Source organism: Kutzneria kofuensis (assembly GCF_014203355.1).
Lineage (GTDB): Bacteria > Actinomycetota > Actinomycetes > Mycobacteriales > Pseudonocardiaceae > Kutzneria > Kutzneria kofuensis.
Map to the genome: position 1 here is coordinate 8462346 of NZ_JACHIR010000001.1, position 17367 is coordinate 8479712.

Annotated in this window: 20 protein-coding genes and 2 pseudogenes; 16 read left to right on the forward strand and 6 right to left on the reverse strand. The window is 70.1% G+C overall.

The features are described from left to right. Positions 1–74 precede the first annotated feature (74 nt). Complete coding sequence (locus BJ998_RS48835) at positions 75–209, forward strand: hypothetical protein (RefSeq protein ID WP_281393053.1); 135 nt, start codon at positions 75–77, stop codon at positions 207–209. A 58-nt stretch (positions 210–267) separates the two neighbouring features. After that, positions 268–1242 carry a MerR family transcriptional regulator gene (locus BJ998_RS38135; RefSeq protein WP_184868114.1) on the forward strand — a complete coding sequence of 325 codons (975 nt, stop codon included), beginning with the start codon at positions 268–270 and terminating at the stop codon, positions 1240–1242. An 83-nt stretch (positions 1243–1325) separates the two neighbouring features. Here BJ998_RS38135 and BJ998_RS38140 read toward each other — a convergent pair whose 3' ends face one another. Continuing rightward, complete coding sequence (locus BJ998_RS38140; protein ID WP_184868115.1) at positions 1326–1904, reverse strand: TetR/AcrR family transcriptional regulator; 579 nt, start codon at positions 1902–1904, stop codon at positions 1326–1328. Between the two features lie 85 nt (positions 1905–1989). Between BJ998_RS38140 and BJ998_RS38145 the strand changes: the two genes are divergently transcribed. Continuing rightward, the gene (locus tag BJ998_RS38145) at positions 1990–2871 is read left to right on the forward strand and encodes an SDR family oxidoreductase (protein WP_184868116.1); all 882 of its coding nucleotides are present in this window, start codon (positions 1990–1992) and stop codon (positions 2869–2871) included. Between the two features lie 177 nt (positions 2872–3048). Here the strand turns inward: BJ998_RS38145 and BJ998_RS38150 are convergent, their stop codons facing one another. Then, positions 3049–3897, reverse strand: coding sequence for a ribosome-inactivating family protein (locus BJ998_RS38150; RefSeq protein WP_184868117.1), 849 nt, complete (start codon positions 3895–3897; stop codon positions 3049–3051). Between the two features lie 421 nt (positions 3898–4318). Here BJ998_RS38150 and BJ998_RS38155 point away from each other — a divergent pair, with 421 nt between their 5' ends. The 3 genes from BJ998_RS38155 to BJ998_RS38160 all read left to right on the forward strand — a co-directional run bounded on the left by BJ998_RS38155 (position 4319) and on the right by BJ998_RS38160 (position 7881). Further along, the gene (locus BJ998_RS38155; RefSeq protein WP_221338272.1) at positions 4319–6643 is read left to right on the forward strand and encodes an ATP-binding protein; all 2325 of its coding nucleotides are present in this window, start codon (positions 4319–4321) and stop codon (positions 6641–6643) included. Then, positions 6613–7128, forward strand: coding sequence for a helix-turn-helix transcriptional regulator (locus BJ998_RS46790; protein ID WP_221338273.1), 516 nt, complete (start codon positions 6613–6615; stop codon positions 7126–7128). Before BJ998_RS38155 ends, BJ998_RS46790 begins: the two co-directional genes overlap by 31 nt. A gap of 186 nt (positions 7129–7314) precedes the next feature. Continuing rightward, positions 7315–7881 (forward strand): dihydrofolate reductase family protein, encoded by a 567-nt coding sequence (locus tag BJ998_RS38160; protein WP_184868118.1) that lies wholly within the window; start codon positions 7315–7317, stop codon positions 7879–7881. A 54-nt stretch (positions 7882–7935) separates the two neighbouring features. Here BJ998_RS38160 and BJ998_RS49645 read toward each other — a convergent pair. Continuing rightward, positions 7936–8013 (reverse strand): annotated as a pseudogene (locus BJ998_RS49645) (hypothetical protein); the annotation flags it as partial. A 21-nt stretch (positions 8014–8034) separates the two neighbouring features. Here BJ998_RS49645 and BJ998_RS38170 point away from each other — a divergent pair. From BJ998_RS38170 to BJ998_RS38185, 4 genes are all read left to right on the forward strand, one after another. Continuing rightward, entirely contained in the window at positions 8035–8694 is a 660-nt protein-coding gene (locus tag BJ998_RS38170; RefSeq protein ID WP_221338274.1) for a cation efflux transmembrane domain-containing protein, read from the forward strand. Positions 8695–8893: 199 nt separating this feature from the next. Continuing rightward, complete coding sequence (locus BJ998_RS38175; RefSeq protein ID WP_312890592.1) at positions 8894–9316, forward strand: DUF6010 family protein; 423 nt, start codon at positions 8894–8896, stop codon at positions 9314–9316. 120 nt (positions 9317–9436) lie between these two features. After that, entirely contained in the window at positions 9437–9709 is a 273-nt protein-coding gene (locus BJ998_RS38180; protein WP_184868120.1) for a hypothetical protein, read from the forward strand. Positions 9710–9930: 221 nt separating this feature from the next. After that, positions 9931–10551 carry a hypothetical protein gene (locus BJ998_RS38185; RefSeq protein ID WP_184868121.1) on the forward strand — a complete coding sequence of 207 codons (621 nt, stop codon included), beginning with the start codon at positions 9931–9933 and terminating at the stop codon, positions 10549–10551. 359 nt (positions 10552–10910) lie between these two features. Here BJ998_RS38185 and BJ998_RS38190 read toward each other — a convergent pair whose 3' ends face one another. Beyond that, on the reverse strand, positions 10911–11597 hold the full coding sequence (locus BJ998_RS38190) for a TetR family transcriptional regulator (protein WP_184868122.1): 687 nt from the start codon (positions 11595–11597) through the stop codon (positions 10911–10913). An 80-nt stretch (positions 11598–11677) separates the two neighbouring features. Between BJ998_RS38190 and BJ998_RS38195 the strand changes: the two genes are divergently transcribed. From BJ998_RS38195 to BJ998_RS38210, 5 genes and pseudogenes are all read left to right on the forward strand, one after another. Continuing rightward, positions 11678–12163: an SRPBCC family protein gene (locus BJ998_RS38195; RefSeq protein ID WP_184868123.1), complete on the forward strand. Its 486-nt coding sequence runs from the start codon at positions 11678–11680 to the stop codon at positions 12161–12163. After that, positions 12160–12540, forward strand: a complete 381-nt coding sequence (locus BJ998_RS38200) for a DUF1304 family protein (RefSeq protein ID WP_281393054.1) — start codon at positions 12160–12162, stop codon at positions 12538–12540. Before BJ998_RS38195 ends, BJ998_RS38200 begins: the two co-directional genes overlap by 4 nt. Positions 12541–12748: 208 nt before the next feature. Continuing rightward, entirely contained in the window at positions 12749–14698 is a 1950-nt protein-coding gene (locus BJ998_RS38205) for a WD40 repeat domain-containing protein (protein ID WP_184868125.1), read from the forward strand. Positions 14699–14815: 117 nt separating this feature from the next. Further along, complete coding sequence (locus tag BJ998_RS49715; RefSeq protein ID WP_425558937.1) at positions 14816–15217, forward strand: hypothetical protein; 402 nt, start codon at positions 14816–14818, stop codon at positions 15215–15217. Beyond that, positions 15124–15357: pseudogene (locus BJ998_RS38210) on the forward strand (IS701 family transposase); the annotation flags it as partial. The gene BJ998_RS49715 and the pseudogene BJ998_RS38210, both read left to right, overlap by 94 nt. 279 nt (positions 15358–15636) lie before the next feature. Here the strand turns inward: BJ998_RS38210 and BJ998_RS38215 are convergent. Next, entirely contained in the window at positions 15637–15807 is a 171-nt protein-coding gene (locus BJ998_RS38215) for a hypothetical protein (protein WP_184868126.1), read from the reverse strand. A gap of 28 nt (positions 15808–15835) precedes the next feature. Further along, on the reverse strand, positions 15836–16321 hold the full coding sequence (locus tag BJ998_RS38220; RefSeq protein ID WP_184868127.1) for a luciferase domain-containing protein: 486 nt from the start codon (positions 16319–16321) through the stop codon (positions 15836–15838). Positions 16322–16536: 215 nt separating this feature from the next. Between BJ998_RS38220 and BJ998_RS38225 the strand changes: the two genes are divergently transcribed. Continuing rightward, positions 16537–17331: an AfsR/SARP family transcriptional regulator gene (locus BJ998_RS38225; RefSeq protein WP_184868128.1), complete on the forward strand. Its 795-nt coding sequence runs from the start codon at positions 16537–16539 to the stop codon at positions 17329–17331. Positions 17332–17367: the final 36 nt, after the last annotated feature.

Below are 17367 nucleotides of genomic sequence, written 5' to 3' on the forward strand. Positions count from 1 at the left end.
CTCTCAACAGCGATTGTGAGGTTCGTGTGAGGCCGCCGTCAACGGTTGCGCGGGATATGTCCTGTTGTCGTCCGATGCTGGGAAATCACTGGTATCCGACCGCCGGCATGCCCCACCCCGACGGGATGGAGACCGAGCGCCTGCTCCGGCCGGCCGAGCCGTCCGATGTGGACGACCTGCGGGCGCTGGACGTGGCGCCGTCGCGGTGATGTCCTGCGGTCCGGCCCCCTTGACTCTCAACCCACTTGAGATTCCATAGTGGCCGGTGTGAACGACCTCTACTCCATCGGGGACGTCGCCCGCCGCACCGGCCTGAGCGTGAGCGCAGTCAGGTTCTACGCCGACGAGGGCGTCGTCACGCCCACCGGCCTGACCGGGGGCGGCTTCCGGCAGTACGACGTGCACGCCATCGCCCGCCTCGAACTCGTGCGCACCCTGCGCGACCTGGGCGCCGGCCTGGACGACATCCGCCGGGTGCTGGCCGCGGAGACCACCCTGCACAACCTGGCCACCACGCACCTGCGGCTGGTCGAGGACCAGCTGCGCCAGTTCCGGGCGCGCCGCGCCGTGCTGCGGACCATCGTCCGGCAACACACCACAACAGAACAGGTGAGCCTGATGCACAAGCTCGTGTCGATGTCCGACGACGACCGTGACCAGCTCATCAACCAGTTCTGGGACTTCGTGACCGACGGCCTGGACGTCCACCCCGGCTACATCGAGCGGCTGCACGCGATGCGGCCGCACCTGCCCGAGGAGCCGTCCACCGAGCAGCTCGAGGCCTGGATCGAGCTGGCCGACCTCGTGCGGGACGAGGAGTTCCGCACGGCGCTGCGCGACCACCTCCACCGCACCTTCAACACCGAGAAGGGCCGCCTGATGGCCACGCCGGAGATGATGGCCCACGCCGAGCGACAACGGGAGCTCTTCCTGGAGGCGAAGGCGGCGCTGCAGGCCGGCGTGCCCGCGGAGTCGCCGCAGGCCCGGGACATCGCCGAGCGGGTGGCCGCCGCCCGGGCCGAGATGCTCGCCGCCATGACCGGGCAGCACGATCCCGACGAGGTCCGGCGCAGCATTGTGGCGTTCGACCGGAACAAGGGGGCGCGGTGGATGGCCGAGGCGACCGGTCTGAAGCTGCTGACCCGGTACAGCACACTGGTAGCCACGATCAACGGCACGCCCAAGCCGGATCCGGACCAGGCGGCGACCCTGCACGAGTGGATGGCCGCCGCCCTGCGCTAGATGTGGTGACCTGAAAGGTTGTGACAGTAACCAGGCCGGTCGGCCTCCGGCAAAGACACGACGCGCGGATGAGGTTGTCCAGGTCAGCCCAGCGATGCGCTCGCGGCGCGCAGCTCGTCGAGGGCCTTCAGGAGGTAGGCGGCGAACCCGTCCTCGGGGGCACGATCACCTTCGGACCATTCGGCGTACCCCCGTTTGAAGGCGAGGACGCCGAGCTCGCTGGCGAGGGCGGCGGTCGGATCGGGCACGCCGCGGGCGACCAGGGCAGCGGTCATGGCGGCCGCGAGGCTGACGCTCTTGAGGGCGTCGCGCTCCTGGAGTTCGGCGCTGGCGGCGACGGCCGCCTTCAGACGCGGGGCGATCTCCCGGCTCATCGGGCCCATCGCGGTCGAGGCACGCTCCAGGCCGGCGGCGACCGCCTCGAGCGGGCTGGCGTCGGCGGGCGCCTCGGCGATGCCCTCGGTCAGCAGCCGGCACAGCGTCTCCTGCCCGGCGACCAGCAGCTCGCGCTTGTCGGGGAAGTGCCGGAAGAAGGTGCTCTTGGTGACCCCGGCGCGCTCCGCGATCTGCGCGACCGTCGTGGCGTCGTACCCCTGCTCGGTGAACAGGTCGACGGCCGCCATGACGAGGCGTTCGCGCGCTCCCGGCTCCCATCGACCCATGGAGCCATCATAAGTGATGGGACTCTTGTCCCATCACTCTGGTACGGTGATGGGACAAGAGTCCCATCACTCGCGGGAGAGTTCCATGCGCGTCTTCATCACCGGCGGCACCGGCCTGATCGGGTCCGCCGTCGTTGCCGAGCTGCTCGGCAACGGCCATACCGTCCTCGCACTCGCCCGCTCCGACGCCTCCGCACAGGCCGCCGCGGCGGCCGGCGCCGAGCCGATCCGGGGAGGTCTGGCCGATCTGGACGTCCTGCGCGCCGGCGCCGCTCAGGCCGACGGCGTGATCCACCTGGCCTTCGCCAACGACTTCAGCAGTCCCGAAGCCCTGGCGAACGCGGTCGCCGAGGAAAGTGCCGCCCTCGCCACCCTCGGCGAGGCACTCGTCGGCACCGACCGTCCCTTCGTGGTCTGCTCGGGCACGCCCGCAGTGCCGGGCCGCGCCTCCACCGAGGCCGACTCGGTTCCGACCGAGGGGCCGGTCGGCGGTCGCGGTCGTGCGGTCACGGGAGTTCTGGACCTGGCCTCGCGCGGCGTCCGGAGCTCGGCCGTCCGCCTGCCGCGGACCGTCCACAACGAGGGCACGGGCGGGTTCGCCGGCGTGTTGACCGGGATCGCGCGTCGCAGCGGTGTGTCCGGCTACCCGGGTGACGGCACGCAGCGCTGGCCGGCCGTGCATGCCCTCGACGCCGCAGTCCTGTTCCGGCTCGCCCTGGAGCAGGCGGAAGCCGGCACCGCCTGGCATGCCGTGGCCGATGAGGGCGACCGAGTGCGTGACATCGCCGCGGTCATCGGCCGGCGGCTGGGCCTGCCGGTCGAGTCCGTGCCGGTGGAGACCTACGGCCCCCTCGGCGTCATCTTCGCGGCCGACCAGCCCTCGTCCAGCGCCCACACCCGGCAGGCGCTCGGCTGGGAGCCGAAGCACCCCAGCCTGCTGGAGGACCTGGAGAACATCCAGCCCTGACCGGCAGCCCGGAACGTGGGGCGAGCTGCCGCCACTGATCACTCTTCTCGCCCTCTCGTCGCCTGTCTGCTCCCCATTTGTTCCCCGGGCTTCGGTAGCACCTGACCGCCCGACAGGAACGACTCTGCCCCGTCGAGCAGCCACTCGACGGGGCAGAGAGATCAGGATCAGCAGGAGTCAGCGGCGCAGTGATGTGCCCAGAACGTACTGTGCGTAGGCGACGGCCGTGTCCAGGATGATCCGTTGCGGACGACCGGTCCACGGCTCGATGCGTCCCCATCCGGTCATCGGGGTGTTGTCCCTGGTCCCGGGCGGCTGGCGCAACAACCCGTTGAAGGCCGCGCTCAACGGGCTCCAGCTGTTCTCCTGGTCGGCGTACTCGCCCGGCAGGTAGAGGGTGGAGTTGCCGTTCATCGTCAGGGCGATCTCGTCCCGTAGCGGTCGGAAACGGGCGGCTTCGGAGATGAACTGGGTCATCATCAGCACCCCGCGGGCCATGTCACGGGGATTGCTGGCGTTCCACAGGTTCCACACGGCCCCGTTGACGGTGTCCCGGTCGATCGCCAGGCCGGTGCGCCCCTGGCCCGCCGTGTTCTCGATGTCGCCGTAGCCCTCCCCGAACGGGCACTGCCATTCCCCGTGGCTGGCGCCGTTGGAGGGACCCGCCCCGTTGCGATTGCCCAGGTAGTTGTAGGTGCTCCCGCCCGTCCACCAGCCGACGAGGTACAGGTCCGAGCGCCGCAGCTGAAGGCGGACGAAGTTGGGGTTGCCCCACATGTGGATGTCGACCCGGATGAACCCGCCGCCACCGGTGTGGTCCACGTTGTAGCCGGAGCCGGCGTTCGGGACCGAGGTGGATCCGCCGTCGTTGACCCGGTTGCGGATGTCGTTGATGAAGTTGATGTAGTCGTAGCCGTTGTTGGCGCCGAGGTAGTAGGTGGGGTTGCCGTCCTCGGCGTGCGCGCTCGGGGCGCCGCCGAGCGGACCGAGCAGCCCGGCGATCGCCGCGACCGCCAGCGCGATCACGGCCGCCGCCACAGCGGCCGGGCGACGGCGTCGACGGCCGTCGCGCCGTCCCGCGCCCGTGTCCCGACCGTGTGCCGGTATCTGTTCGGAAACGTCCATGACAGTGGTAGTTGGCATGCCTCTGCTCTCGCATTGCTCGGGGTGTTGTGCGCCCGACGTGGTCGACCCCACGCCGGGCGGGCAGGCACCTGCCATCGGTGGCTGCGACGGCGGGTTTCATCTCTGGAAGCGTCCGCGAATGGTGCTTGTGGACAGCTGTGACGATGCAGGTCCGTAGTGCACCGAAACAATGGGGAACGCATTGAGTGGGTAGGCAGCCGCAATAAGATGGGTATGGCCGACGACGCCGGACCAACCGACCGCCCTCCGATCACTACACGAGACCAAGCGGGGCAGAGTGTCCGTAAAGGACGGTGATGGGGTGGCTGACCAGCAGGGCTCTCCGGGACTCGGCCGGGGCTTCGCGTTCGTCGGCCGCCGCCGCGAACTCGACCTCCTACTCGCTGCCGTCCGACAGCCGCCCGCCGTCGTCGTGATCGAGGGCGACGCCGGCATGGGCAAGTCCCGGCTGGTGCGCGAGGCCACCGCGATCCTGAGATCGCAGGGTTGGCGGGTGATGACGGGCTTCTGCCACCCGCTGCGTGAGCCCCTGCCGTACGGGCCGGTGGTGGACGCGCTGGGCAAGGCCGGTCCGTGGCTGCCGGACGCCGGGCTGCCGCCGACGGCCGGCGCGCTGGCCCCGCTGCTGCCGGACCTGGCCGACCGCCTGCCGCCGGCGCCGGCCGCATCGGAGCAGCCGGGCGCCGCCCGGCACCATCTGGTCCAGGCCGTGCGCTCGGTGCTGGCGTCGATCGGCCGGGTTGTGCTGGTCGTCGAGGATGTGCACTGGGTCGATGACGCCACCCGCGAGCTGCTCCTGCTGCTCGGCCGCGACCTGCCCGACCAGTTCGCGCTGGTGGTCACCTACCGCGCCGAGGACCTGCCGCCCGGGACCGCGGTCCTGGGCGCGGCCTACCGGCCGCCGCCCGGCGCCAGCGGCACGGTGATCCGGTTGTCGCCGTTGACCGAGACCGACGTCGCCGACCTGGCCGGTGCCGCGCTCGGCGCCCAGGCCACGCCCAAGCTGTGCGCTGCGCTCCACCGCCGCAGCGAAGGCCTGCCGCTGGTCGCCGAGGAAGACCTGATCACGCTGCGGGATCACGCGCGCCGGGACGTCAGGGACCTGGAGCAGGCCGAGGTGCCCGACGGCCTGCGGGAAGCGGTCACCGAGCGGCTGACGGCGCTGTCGCCGGCCGGGGCGGCGGTCGTGGACGCGGCGGCCGTGCTGGCCGTGCCGGCCACCGAGGCGCTGCTCGCCGAGGTCGCCGGGCTGGACCGCGACGCGGCCGCCGACGGACTGATCGATGCGCTGCGAGCGGCCGTGCTGCGCGAAATCGACAACGGCCGCTACGCCTTCCGTCACGTGCTCGCCCAGCAGGTCGCCTACCGGCACGTCCCCGGGCCGCGCCGGACCCGCCTGCACCAGCGGGCCATCGAGAAACTCCAGACCCACCATCCGGTTCCGCTGGTGCAGATCGCGCACCACACGCTGGCCACCGGCGACCAGCAGGGCTGGCTCGACCGCGTCGAGCAGGCCGCCGACCAAGCCGTCGCGCTCGGCGACACCGGCACCGCGGCCACCCTGCTGCACCAGATCCTGGACCGCCCGGAGGTGGACGGTGTGCGGCGGTCCCGAACCGCGCTCGCGCTGGCCCGGATCGCCAACTCGGGGGTGGACTACGCCGCGACCGCCTGCGCACTGCGCGCCGTCCTGGCCGATCCGCTGCTGCCGGCGCCGACCAGGGGCGAGATCCGGCTGGGGCTCGGCCTGATCATGCTCAACCTGGGCGGCGACTCGGCCGGCTTCGGCGAGCTCGAACGCGCCGTCGACGAGCTGGCCACCCTCCCGGACAAGGCAGCGCGGGCGATGATCGCGCTGGCCCTGAACGAGCGGAACGGCGCCGCCGCGCACGCGTGGGACTGGCTCGGCCGGGCCGAACAGGCCGTCCGGGACAGCACGAACGAGTCCGTCCGGGCGGCGGTCCAAGTCACCCGGCTCCTGCTGATGGCGCGGGCGGGCGATGCCGCCGTCTGGCCGCTGGTGGACCAGCTGCGGCGCCAGGGCGGAAGCCGGGCGGTGCTGGGGCAGACCTGTTACGGGCTCTACAACATCGGGGAGACGGCCATCCAGCTCGGCCATGACCGGCGGGCCCGCGCGCTGCTGCTGGCGAACCAGGACCTGGCCGAACGCCTGGACCATCGGCCGTTCGAATGCCTGAATCGCGTCGAACTGCTGCGCATCGAGTGGTTGGCCGGCCGTTGGGCCGGTCTGGAGGACGAGTACGCCGCCCTCGAGCGTGCCTATCCCGATGTCAAGCAGGTCGGTGTCGACCGGGCACTGTGCCAGGGACACCTTGCCCTGGTCCAGGGGCGGCACTCCCGAGCCCTGGAGCACTTCACGGTCGCCGCGGAGCACAGCGGCAACACGAGCGAGGCGGTCGTGAGCAGGGGAATCGCCGCTGGCCTCACCGCCGTGCGCCTCGCCCAGAACGAGCCGCAGGCGGCCTGGGCGATCGCCGAACCAGCCCTGTTGACGTTGAGCGGGCCCAGCGACTGGACGCGGACGACCGGTCTGTTCCCGGTCGCGGTGTGCGCGACCGCGACGCACCGGCCGCCATGGCCGAACTGGCACTGGCTCGCGGCCTGATGCTGCGCGCCACCGAACCCGCACAGGCCGCCGAGCACTTCGCCGAGGCGCAGCGCAGGTGGCAGGACATCGGCCGGCCCTACGAAGTGGCCAAGGCCGCCGAACGCCGCGGTGACGCCCTGACCTGTGTCTGTCCCGAAGACGCCCCGGCGCACCTCGCCGACGCCGTGCGCGGCTTCACCGATCTCGGCGCGACCGGCGACACCGCCCGCTGCCAACACCGCCTACGCGAACTCGGTGTCCAGGCGTTGCGACGACCGGGACGCCGTGGCTACGGAAACGAGTTGTCGCCCCGCGAACTCGAGGTCGCCGACCTGCTCGCAGGCGGCGCCACCAACCAGGACATCGCCCAGACCCTGTTCCTGTCCCCGCGCACCGTCGAGAAGCACGTGGCCCGCGTCCTGGCGAAACTGGGCACCGAGCGCAAGGGCATCCAAGGCGGCCGGTCGAACTCGGACAGCTACGGATCCGACGGAGGTGCCTGAGAAAGCGCGCCCAAATCCGTGGCATTTCCTCGCGAGGGCGAGATCAGGCGGCTTGCCCGAGTCGGCCGAGTACACCACGCTGAGCCCCGAGCACGAGGACTGCCGGCGAGCCCAGATCGCGCACCGATGAGTTTCCCACGCCGCGCTGGTCTGTACGCCGGACACCCACGGACGGAAGGCCGAGCCATGCGGAAACTGGTCTACGGCATGAACCTGACCCTGGACGGCTACATCGCCGCGGCCGGCGACGACATCGGCTGGAGCGGGCCGCCGAGCGACGAGCTGTTCCAGTGGTGGCTAGGCCACGAACAGGCGAGTGGCCTGTCGCTGTACGGGCGCAAGCTGTGGGAGACGATGAGCTCCTACTGGCCGACCGGCGACCAGCAGCCCGACGCCACCCCGGCGCAGATCGAGTTCGCGCGGAACTGGCGGGACACGCCGAAGGTGGTGTTCTCCTCGACGATCGACAAGGTCGACTGGAACACCCGCCTGGTCACCGGCGACGCGATCGCCGAGATCACCCGGCTCAAGGCCGAGGACGGCGGCCCCATGAACATCGGCGGCGCAACGCTCGCCGGGGCGGCCATGCGCGCCGGGCTGATCGACGAGTACGTGATCGTCACCCACCCAGTCCTGGTGGGCGGCGGCACGCCGTTCTTCACCGCGCTGGACAGCTGGGTGAACCTGAACCTGGTGGAGACGCGGACGTTTCCCGGCGGCGTGGTCCTGACCAGGTACGAGACGAGGCGCTGAGCAGCGGCACCCACGGCGCCGCCCGTGCGTGTTGTAGACGTACTTCCACTTCACCGGGCCGGCGTTGGTGATGCCCAGCGCGTAGCACACGGCGGAGTCGGCCGCCGAGCCTCGGCCCTGGCAGAAGATCTTGCCTCGCGGCAGAACCGCACGATGTCCCCACACGACAAGGAAGTGGCCCGTGTCGGGCAGACTGCCGGGGTGCCGAATCTCGACCGTGACGCCGAACAGGACATCCATCGCTGGCTGCTGCGGCGCGGGTTCGCGCTGGAGTACGCCACCCTGGCCTGGAACGTCGTCGGGATCGTCGTGCTGGCCGTCACCGCGATCACCGCGCGGTCGGTCGCACTGGCCGGGTTTGGCCTGGACTCGCTGATCGAGATCGGCGCTTCCACGGTGGTGATCTGGGAACTGTCCGGCACCAGCGAGGCACGGCAGCGACACGCGCTGCGGCTGATCGGGGTCGCGTTCGCGCTGCTGGCCGTCTACCTCGCGGTGCAATCCACGCTCGTGCTGGTCACCGGCTACCACCCGCAGCCCAGCACCGGCGGGATCATCTGGACCGCGGTCACTGCGGTGGTGATGTTCGCGCTGGCCGCCGGCAAGGCCCGCACCGGCGCCGCGCTGGACAACCTGGTGCTGCGCACCGAGGGGCGGGTCACGCTGGTCGACGCGATGCTCGCGGTCGCCGTGCTGGCCGGGCTGGTCCTCAACGCTGCCCTCGGCTGGTGGTGGGCCGACCCGATCGCCGGGTACGTGCTGCTGGCCTACGCCGCCCGCGAGGTGCACGAGATCTTTTCCGGCGAGCACTGATCCAAGCGCCGGCGGCTGCCGTAGTGCCGCCCACTCGGTGACACCGCTCACCGCGTCGGCAAGGTGTGGTCGTCCATGTGGTCCAGCGCGAGGACAGCCACCGTGGGCACAACCAGACCGTAGCTGGCGAGAATCCGGCGGAAGTTGGCAGTCCAGCGCGTTTCCGGCGGCGCGTGGCCGCCATTAGCTTCACGTCGTGATCGTCGTTTCCGCCGTCCTCATCGGCATCCTCTACGTCCTCGTCAACTCCCTCATCGCCGAGCCGCACCGCCGCCGCTTCAACGCGATCATGGTCGCGGGCGCCGGGGCCGCGTACCTCAGCAGCGGCGCGTTCGGGCCGTGGGAGATCGCGTTCACCGCCGCCGTGACCTACTGCGCGTACCGCGGCCTGGAGTCCTGGACCTACATCGGGATCGCCTGGCTCCTGCACACCGCGCTGGACGTGGTTCACCACATCAAGGGCAGCCCGATCCTCCCGTTCGCCCACACCTCCTCCCTGGGCTGCGCCATCTGCGATCCGGTGATCGCCATCTGGTGCTTCGGCGGTGGACGGCCGATTCAGCAGCTCCGCAGGCGGCTGGCGTCCGTGCCGAAATGGCGCCGTGCCAATCGGATGTCGTGACTGCCGTTCAGCTAGCGGCGTGAGGGCAGGTGGGCTGGCGCTACGAGGTGGTCGGCCCGGCGTCGGAGCGCTGGTGGGCAACCTTCGCTCGCTGGCGGCCTACCACCACCGCGCCACCGCATGGCCGACACCGTGGCCGCGCTGCGCGCGGTGTTCGCGGCCCCGGCTGAGCTGCTGGCCGGGCTGAACAGCTCGGCGAACCCCGTCGCGGTCCTGCCGGTCCTCTACCACCTGCTCTGGCAACGCGAACTGAACACCGACCTGCGCCGGCCGCTGCATCCGGACGTCAACGCGCCGCTGGGCCGATGGCCGGCACCGCACACAACCCCGGCCCGCAAGTCGCCCGAGCATCTGTCACCCGGACGAGGCCCCAAACTGGCAGTGCGTAGCTGAATTCGCCCTCCATCCGGACGCCCGGCACTACTTGCGGGGCACCGGCGGCGGCGGTTCCCGGGGATATGACGAACGCTCGACTACCGCTTCGCAGTTGCCCAGTCACCCACACCGGTACACAACAGCCCCCCGGCCCGGAACTCGTTTCCTCGCCAGGATACGAGGTACACGCCTCTCGGGTTCCGGCGACACGCGCCGGACGTATGCGAGAGAGAGCGACAATGACGACATCATCCGTGTGCCGCGCCGTGACGGCGGCCATCGCAGTTCCTGCCCTGCTGCTCGTCGCCCCCGCCATTGCCATGGCCGCCGGCACCGGCGACACCCACGGCGCGGCGATCCACCAGGTCACGACCCACCAGATCACCGCCAAGTCCGTGGTCCACGAAACACCGACCGCGATCAGCAGTACCGGGCACACTGTCGCGCTGCCGACACATCGCATGACAAGCACGAGCACCGCCAACACCAGCTCGAACGCCGCCACGACACCGGCTCGGCGCCAGGTCGGCGGCGTGACTCCGGTCGCGGCCGCACCGAAGGCCGCTCCGGCCACGGCCGTGCCCGCCACGCCCGTGGTCCATGAGACCACGGGCACGGCGCGTGGCTGGGATCCGTGCGGCGCCGACGCCTACGCCTGCGTCCACTGGCACGCGACGTACCACTGGCACGGTGAGTACCACGTCCTCGGCAACAACGTGGAGGCCGGGAACTACTGGAACGCCGGGGCCTATGCGGAGTGGAGCCCCACACATGACACCCACGGCCACTACTGGAACGCCGGCTCGCACGTGAATGTCTCTCATTACTACGGCGACGGCCACCACGGCGACGACGACTGAGCATCAGCTCGGGAGCCGTCGGTCCCGGCCCAGCGCCGGGACCGACGGCACGCACATGTCCGTGGCGAATTTCGCGGGCCGGACCGCGCTCCAATACGTGCTGGGTCGGACAATCCCACCACGCAGATATCGCCGCCGACGCCGCCGTCGACCAATCCTGCCGCGGCCCCCGCGGGCCGGGCCGCCCCGTGCGCCGATCTCCTTCGAGGTCCACGTACGTTGGCCGCCGCCGAGTGCCACTCCGCGCTGGTGCTCCCAGCCGATGCGTCGGTGGTGGTCGGTGCCGCTGTGTCGCCGCGCCGGCGATGGTGCCACGCGTACGGTGCATCCGTCGAAGCGGCCAGCAGATAAGTCGTGCTTCAGCGTGGTTTCGCGGGCTCCGGGAACGTGGTCAGTCCTTCCTCGACCAGGCGGGCGGCGCGGCGGACCTCCTGGGTCACGGCGTCGATCGCGTCCGGCAGTGGGCGACCGGGTCGCAAGTGGATCCTGAGGGCGCGGAACTGGACGCGCCACAGGCCGAGGAGGGTGGCCGCGACAATCTGGGGTTCGGGGTCGTCGGGTCGCATCCCGGTCCGGGTGGCGAGTACTTCGGCGGCGATGTCGACGAACCGGTCGGCGGTGTCACTCCGGTACGCCCGTAGCGAAGGGGTGTTCCGGATCAGGTCGCCGAACTTCTGGTACTGCGCCAGCGCGCGGTCCTGGTCGGTGTCGGCGGCGAGGCTCGCGACGAGGTCGTGTAGTTCGTGGTCGAGGACCGTCAGCATCGCGGTGACCGGGGGGAGCGCAGGGTTCGACAGGTGCGTGCGCAACGCCTCGGCCGTCGCCTCCAGCCGGTCCAGCAGCAGCGCCTCCTTGCTCGGGAAGTAGTTGAAGACGGTCTTCTCGGACACCCCGCACGCCTCGCCGACGTCGGCCACCCGGACGGCGTCGAAGCCGTGCTCGACGAACATCCGCGCGGCGGCGTCGGACAACTGCTGGCGCATCGCGCGCTTCTTGCGCTCGCGCAACCCTTCGACGGCCGGCCGACCGGTTCCCGTTGTCGCCATGCGGACATCCTACTTCAGCCGCACGAAAAGTTCTGTTACAGTATTTTTATAGCAGCCGAAGTTACCCTTGGAGGAGCCGCATGTCCGAGATCCACATCGTTCGCGACTACCCGCACTCGCCCGTGAAGGTCTGGCGGGCGATGACCGACCCGGACCTGATCCCGTACTGGACCTCGACCGGAAAAGGCGCTCGCGCCGTCGGGTTCCAGCCCGTGGCGGGCAACCGGTTCCAGTTCGTCGCCAAGCCGATGCCCGGCTGGCGGGGGATCGTCGACTGCGAGGTGCTGGAGGTCCGCGAGCGGGAACTGCTGCGCTACACCTGGATCGGCGCGCCGGGCGAGACACCCAGCCACGTCCGCTACCAGCTGGAGCCCACGCCCACGGGAACCCGCTTCACCTACCACCACACCGGGTTCACCGGGATCGGCGGATTCGCCATGGCCAAGCTGCTCGGCTCGGTCCGGACCAGGATGCTCACCGTCGGGGTGCCCGCCCTGCTCGCCGAGCTGGACGAGACCGGCGCGCTCCGCCCGGACACGACGCTGCGGCTGACGCAACCCCGATGAACATCCCCGCACAAGCACTCGCGGTCGTCGCGGCGCTCACGCACTTGTGGATCTTCACGATGGAAAGCGTCCGCTTCAGCCGCCCTGACGTGCACGCCATGTTCGAGGTGCGCGCGGCGGACCTCAACGCCGTCCGCCCCTGGGCGTTCCACCAGGGCTGCTACAACGCTCTACTGGCCCTGCAGATGCTCGCTGGTCTGACCGCGGTGCACCTGGGCGCCGCCGCCGCTGGCCAGGCCCTCGTCCTGGCCGCCAGCGCGTCCATGCTCGCGGCAGGCGTAGCCCTGATCGCCTTCGACCCCCGCCGGGCGCGGATCAAGGGCCTGATCGGCCAGGGCGCACCCGCCCTGGCAACCCTCATCGCCCTCATGGCCTGAGCCGCACCTGCAGAGAAACTTCCATGGCGAGGTCCAAGGACTGCAGGTCAGCCTCACCAGGGCCAAGGAGAAACCGGTCGATCTCGACCGGAGCATGACGCGGTTCGCCGCCCCTATCGGCTGACCGAAGCGAGGTGTTCTGGAAGTATTGCTCGGCGCGTGGCGGCCGTCACGACCTGCTGTTTCAGATCGGTGATGTGGAGTGCCGATGTCAAAGGAAAGTCCGCGGATTCCGCTGCGCTTCGGCGCGCAGCTCGTCCCACCCCTGCCCACCGGCGCGGTCGGGAGTGTCGTGTGTGGTCTGGTGGACGGGCGGCCCGTGGCGCTCACCTGCGGCGGGGCCACCGGAGATCGCTCGGTCCGGGTGTGGGACATGGACGATCACCAGCAGCTCGGGCGTGCCATCACCCCCCGCGGCTCTGAGCCGGTGTGGGGCGTGGCCTACGGAGAGTTGGATGGGCGGCCCGTGGCGGTGCTGGTTGGTGGCGGTGTGTGGGTGTGGGACCTGACCGAGCGGCGGCAGATCAGCCGCGGCACGGTCCGGCCTTACCCGCCGAGCCGGCATGTCGCCGGTGGGCTGTGGGATGTGGCGTGCACCCGGCTCGACGGCCGGCTGGTCGCCGTGACCGGCGGCTACGACGACAACGTCCGGGTCTGGGATGTCCTCACCGCACAGCAGCTTGGTGACCCGCTTGTCGGCCACACCGGCGTGATCAGGTCCGTGGTCTGCGGGGCACTGCAGGGCCGTCCGATCGTTGTGACCGGCAGCGAGGACCACACCGTGCGGCTGTGGGACCTGGACCGGCACGAGCCCATCGGTCAGCCGCTTGCCGGCCACGACGGCGAAGTCTGGGCGGTGGCCTACGGGGTGCTCGACGGCAGGCCGATCGCCGTCTCCGGCAGCAGGGACCGCACCGTCCGAGTCTGGGACGTGGCCAGTGGACGACAGCTCGGCGACCCACTGTGCGGCCACTCCAAGGAGGTGGACGCCGTCGCGCTAGCCACGGTCGCCGGTCGGACCGTCGCGGTCAGTGGCGGCGAGGACGTCCGGGTGTGGGACCTTCGGACTCGCCGTCAGGTCGGACCGCCCCTGTTCGATGGCCGCGACCTCGGCCACATCCGGGCGCTGGCCTGCGGCACCCTGCGCGGCCGCCCGGTCGCGCTCGCCGCATGCAGCGGTGCGTGGAGGGCGTGGGTGCGCGTGTGGGATCTGGAGGAACACCGCCACATCGGCAATACCGTGCCCGCCCGGTATGCCGCCGAGTTACCCACGAGCTGGACCGACCCGACCACCGGTGACGTCTACGACCTGACCCGCGATCTTGTCGACAGCGACGGGGGCCGGTGGCAGCTCGTCGACTACGACGGCATTGAACCCATCGTCGCCGAGCATCCGGTGAACCCGCGGGTCACCTTCGGCATCGCCCACGCGCACGCCGAGTACGACTTCGTCGATGCGGTCGCTCCCGGACCGAGGCGTCGCACGCCGCCCCGCACCACACACTCCACCCGCCGGCAGTACTACGAATTTCAAGTCTTGGACGAAGGTCGGGCACTGTCGGCGGAGCAGTTGGCCGAACTCGCCGAGCGATACCCGTACGCCAAGATCGGTCCGACCAGGATGGTGTGGGACTTCGACCCCGACGACGAGGACGACGCTGCCGGGAACGAGCACCCGGGCCTGTTGCTGGGGGAGCGGGAGCGCGACGATCTGCTCAACAGGTTCTTCGACGTCTTTCTGGAGTTCCGGGCCGGCGGTCAGCGGTACCTGATGTTCCGTCTGCCCACCGCCCAACTCGACCTGGAGACGGTCAGCCCCTATCTCACAGCCGGTTACTACGACGGACTATCAGCACGGGTGTGCGACTCCCATGTGCTGCTCGGCTTCGGCCACTACGAGGAGGACGGCGAGCTCGCCCACTGGCGAGAGCGGCCCAACACCTGGCTGAAGCCACTCCTGCCGCTCCATGCCGACCTCGCCAGCGGCGACCTCTCGGCCGCCTATCTGGGATGGCTCAAAGGCGTCCAAGACGCCGATGACCGAGACCAGCGTCGACCGCCACCGCGACCCACGACGTTGCGGGCGATGTCCCCGCAGCTGAGGAAGCTCGCCACCCTGCTCCACCTCAACCAGTGGGCCAGAAAGCACCTTCCCTGACACCCGGGCCAGGCGCACATACCGATCAGACCGGGGGAAACCCCGTACGAAATGCCACGAATGTTCGGGCGATGCGGGCTTGGTCAGCTCGCGGTCGAAGGCCGCCCCCCGGCGGCCGTGTCCGGCCGCGTCGTTGTCGAGGTGGGCGAGGAGTCAGCTGGTGCCGCCGAGCACGCCCAGCCGCCGCAGCGGTGCGCTGCACAAGGCCACCATTGTCACCAGGGCCAGATCGGCCGCGGCTGCATCAAGTTCGCCCGCAACGACGCCTGCTCGTTCTGCTCGATCCGGTTCGGTGGCATGTGGCGCAACTCCGTCCCGTCGGCGGAGGCCGCCTGGCAGGTCATCCACGCCGCGCACACCGCCGGGTACGACTACCTGTACCTGACGGCCGACGAGTTGCCGCTGATGTTCGGCCGGCTGTTGCTGTGGCGGAGTTGGACCGGGTGCAAGCGCGGGATCGGTAGCCGGTTCGCGCGATCCGAACCGCGATCCCGGGTTCGGGGATGCCTGCTGGGCTGACCGCGGGGTCGGAACGCAAGAACGGCTGGACCCTGGCCGAGCACACCGCCCAGATCGGCCCGGATGGCATGCAGCGGCTGCTGCGGCGAGCGGACTGTGACCGTGACGGCGTGCTGATCGTGGACGATACCGGGTTCCTTGTATTTCCGTATCGAGTGGACAGTCGCGCTCAAGTGGAGCAAAACTGGGGCACGCCCCTGACTCTATTTGAAACAGGGTCAGGATTCTGCTCCGCGTCCATGTCGCCCACTTGGGGAGGCCGAGTGTGAACCGTTCGTCGGCCGCGAGTTGGACCGGCAAGCCCGGTCGGTGCGAATCACCTTCCGTGTCGGATGCGGAGTCGAGTAAGCACAAGACGGCCTGCCGGATTCGATGCCGGCCAGGCCGTCTTCCGATTGCCGGTTACCGCGGTTTGTCGGTTACCGTGGGGGCCACTCGCCGCCGTCCTCGCCGCCGGTCGTCGGCGCCGAGACGGACGTGGACACGGCGGCTTCGGCGTGTGCGTGCGCAGCGCCCAGCGCCTGGGCTGCGACCGGCGTCGCCAACAGAGCGAACAGCAGACCAAGCGCGATGTTCCGTGCTTGCACCATGGTTGAAGCTCCCTTCGCTGCGACAGTTTCATTCGGCGACATCGGTGACCCCCGGGTCGTCGGGGTCCGACAAACCGAGCGCATACCGGTAGGATATTTTTACTAATGCCCACACGACGCCAAGTTCGGCCTCGTCACGTGGACCGAACAGCAGGAAGGGGCCGGAAGAGACGCTGGGCTTTCCCCAACCCGCTTTGCTGGCCGCTGCCGCACATGCCGAAGGCAGCATAACATGCAGGCTTCCGTCATAACTCGGGTGCAAATGCGTGAATTCCGTCAGGGCGATGAAGGCCGAGAGGGGTCCCCGCGCCAGCTTGGGCGCCAGGTGCAGCCCGTCGCTGCCGGGCGCGCAGGCGATCGCCGGCCGCACGAGCACGCCGCGCAGCCCGCCGGCCAGCAGTAGGAGTCTCTCCTGCAGCCATCGCGGCGCGTTCTGGGTCAGCTGCTCCTGCCTGCGCTCGTCCGAGGCCAGCGGCGTCGGGCCTTCTCTCCGCGGCAGGCTGCCGGATGTCACTGCGGCAACCTGGTGTCGGGCGATCCCATTCGTTCTCCCTGCCTCCAACGTGTGTCTCGCGAACATGGATCACGTTGCCGAAGCGGCATCCCCATTCGTTCCCGCGGCGATTCCGCCTGGCTCCCACCGGTTCCGGGATCCGGGCGGTAACGGAGCAGGAATGCCGGCACGCACGATCGGCGCAGCGACCGGACTCGCTGACTCGAGGAGATGCCGTGCTGGAATTCACCTTGCTGGGTCCATTGGGGGTCCAGGGCGCTGATGGCCCGGTCCAGCTGACCTCGACCAGGCTCAAGCAGGTGTGCGCGATCCTGCTGGTGGACAGCCCGCGGGTCGTCGACGTCGGCCGGATCGTGGCGGAACTGTGGCCGGCGGGGCCGCCGAAGTCGGCGTTGAGCACGGTGCACACCTACGTCTACCTGGTGCGCAAACAGTTGGCCGAGCACGTCGCGGATGTCAACAAGCTGGTCGCCACCGTGAGCAACGGGTACGCCATGACGGTCGATCGACAGGCGGTCGACGCCTTCCGGTTCGAGCAGTGTGTGCGCGACGGCCGCGTCCTGCTGGACGCGGGGCGGGCGGCCGACGCGTCCGCCAAGTTCGACAAGGCGCTGGCCATGTGGCGGGGATCCGCTCTGGTCGACGTGCGAGGCGGACCGTTGCTGGACGCGGAGGCCGTTCGGCTGGACGGCCTGCGCGAGGCCGCGCTGGAGCTGCGCATCCAGGCCGATCTGGCGCAGGAACGGCTGGCTGAGGTGATTCCGGAACTGCAGGCGCTGGTCCGGCGCTATCCGCTGCGAGAGCGTTTCCACCACCAGCTCGTCGCGGCGCTCAACCGGGCCGGGCGGCGGGCCGACGCGCTGATCGCCTACCGGCACACCTGCCGCGTGCTCCACGAGGAACTCGGCCTCGACCCCTCGTACGAACTGCGCCGGTTGCACCACCTGGTGCTGACCGGCGCGCCGGTCGGCGCAGCAGAAGCCGCGGTCAGACTGCCGTCTCCGTTGTGACGGTGGCTTCGGCCGCGCGTGGTTTTCCATTCGACC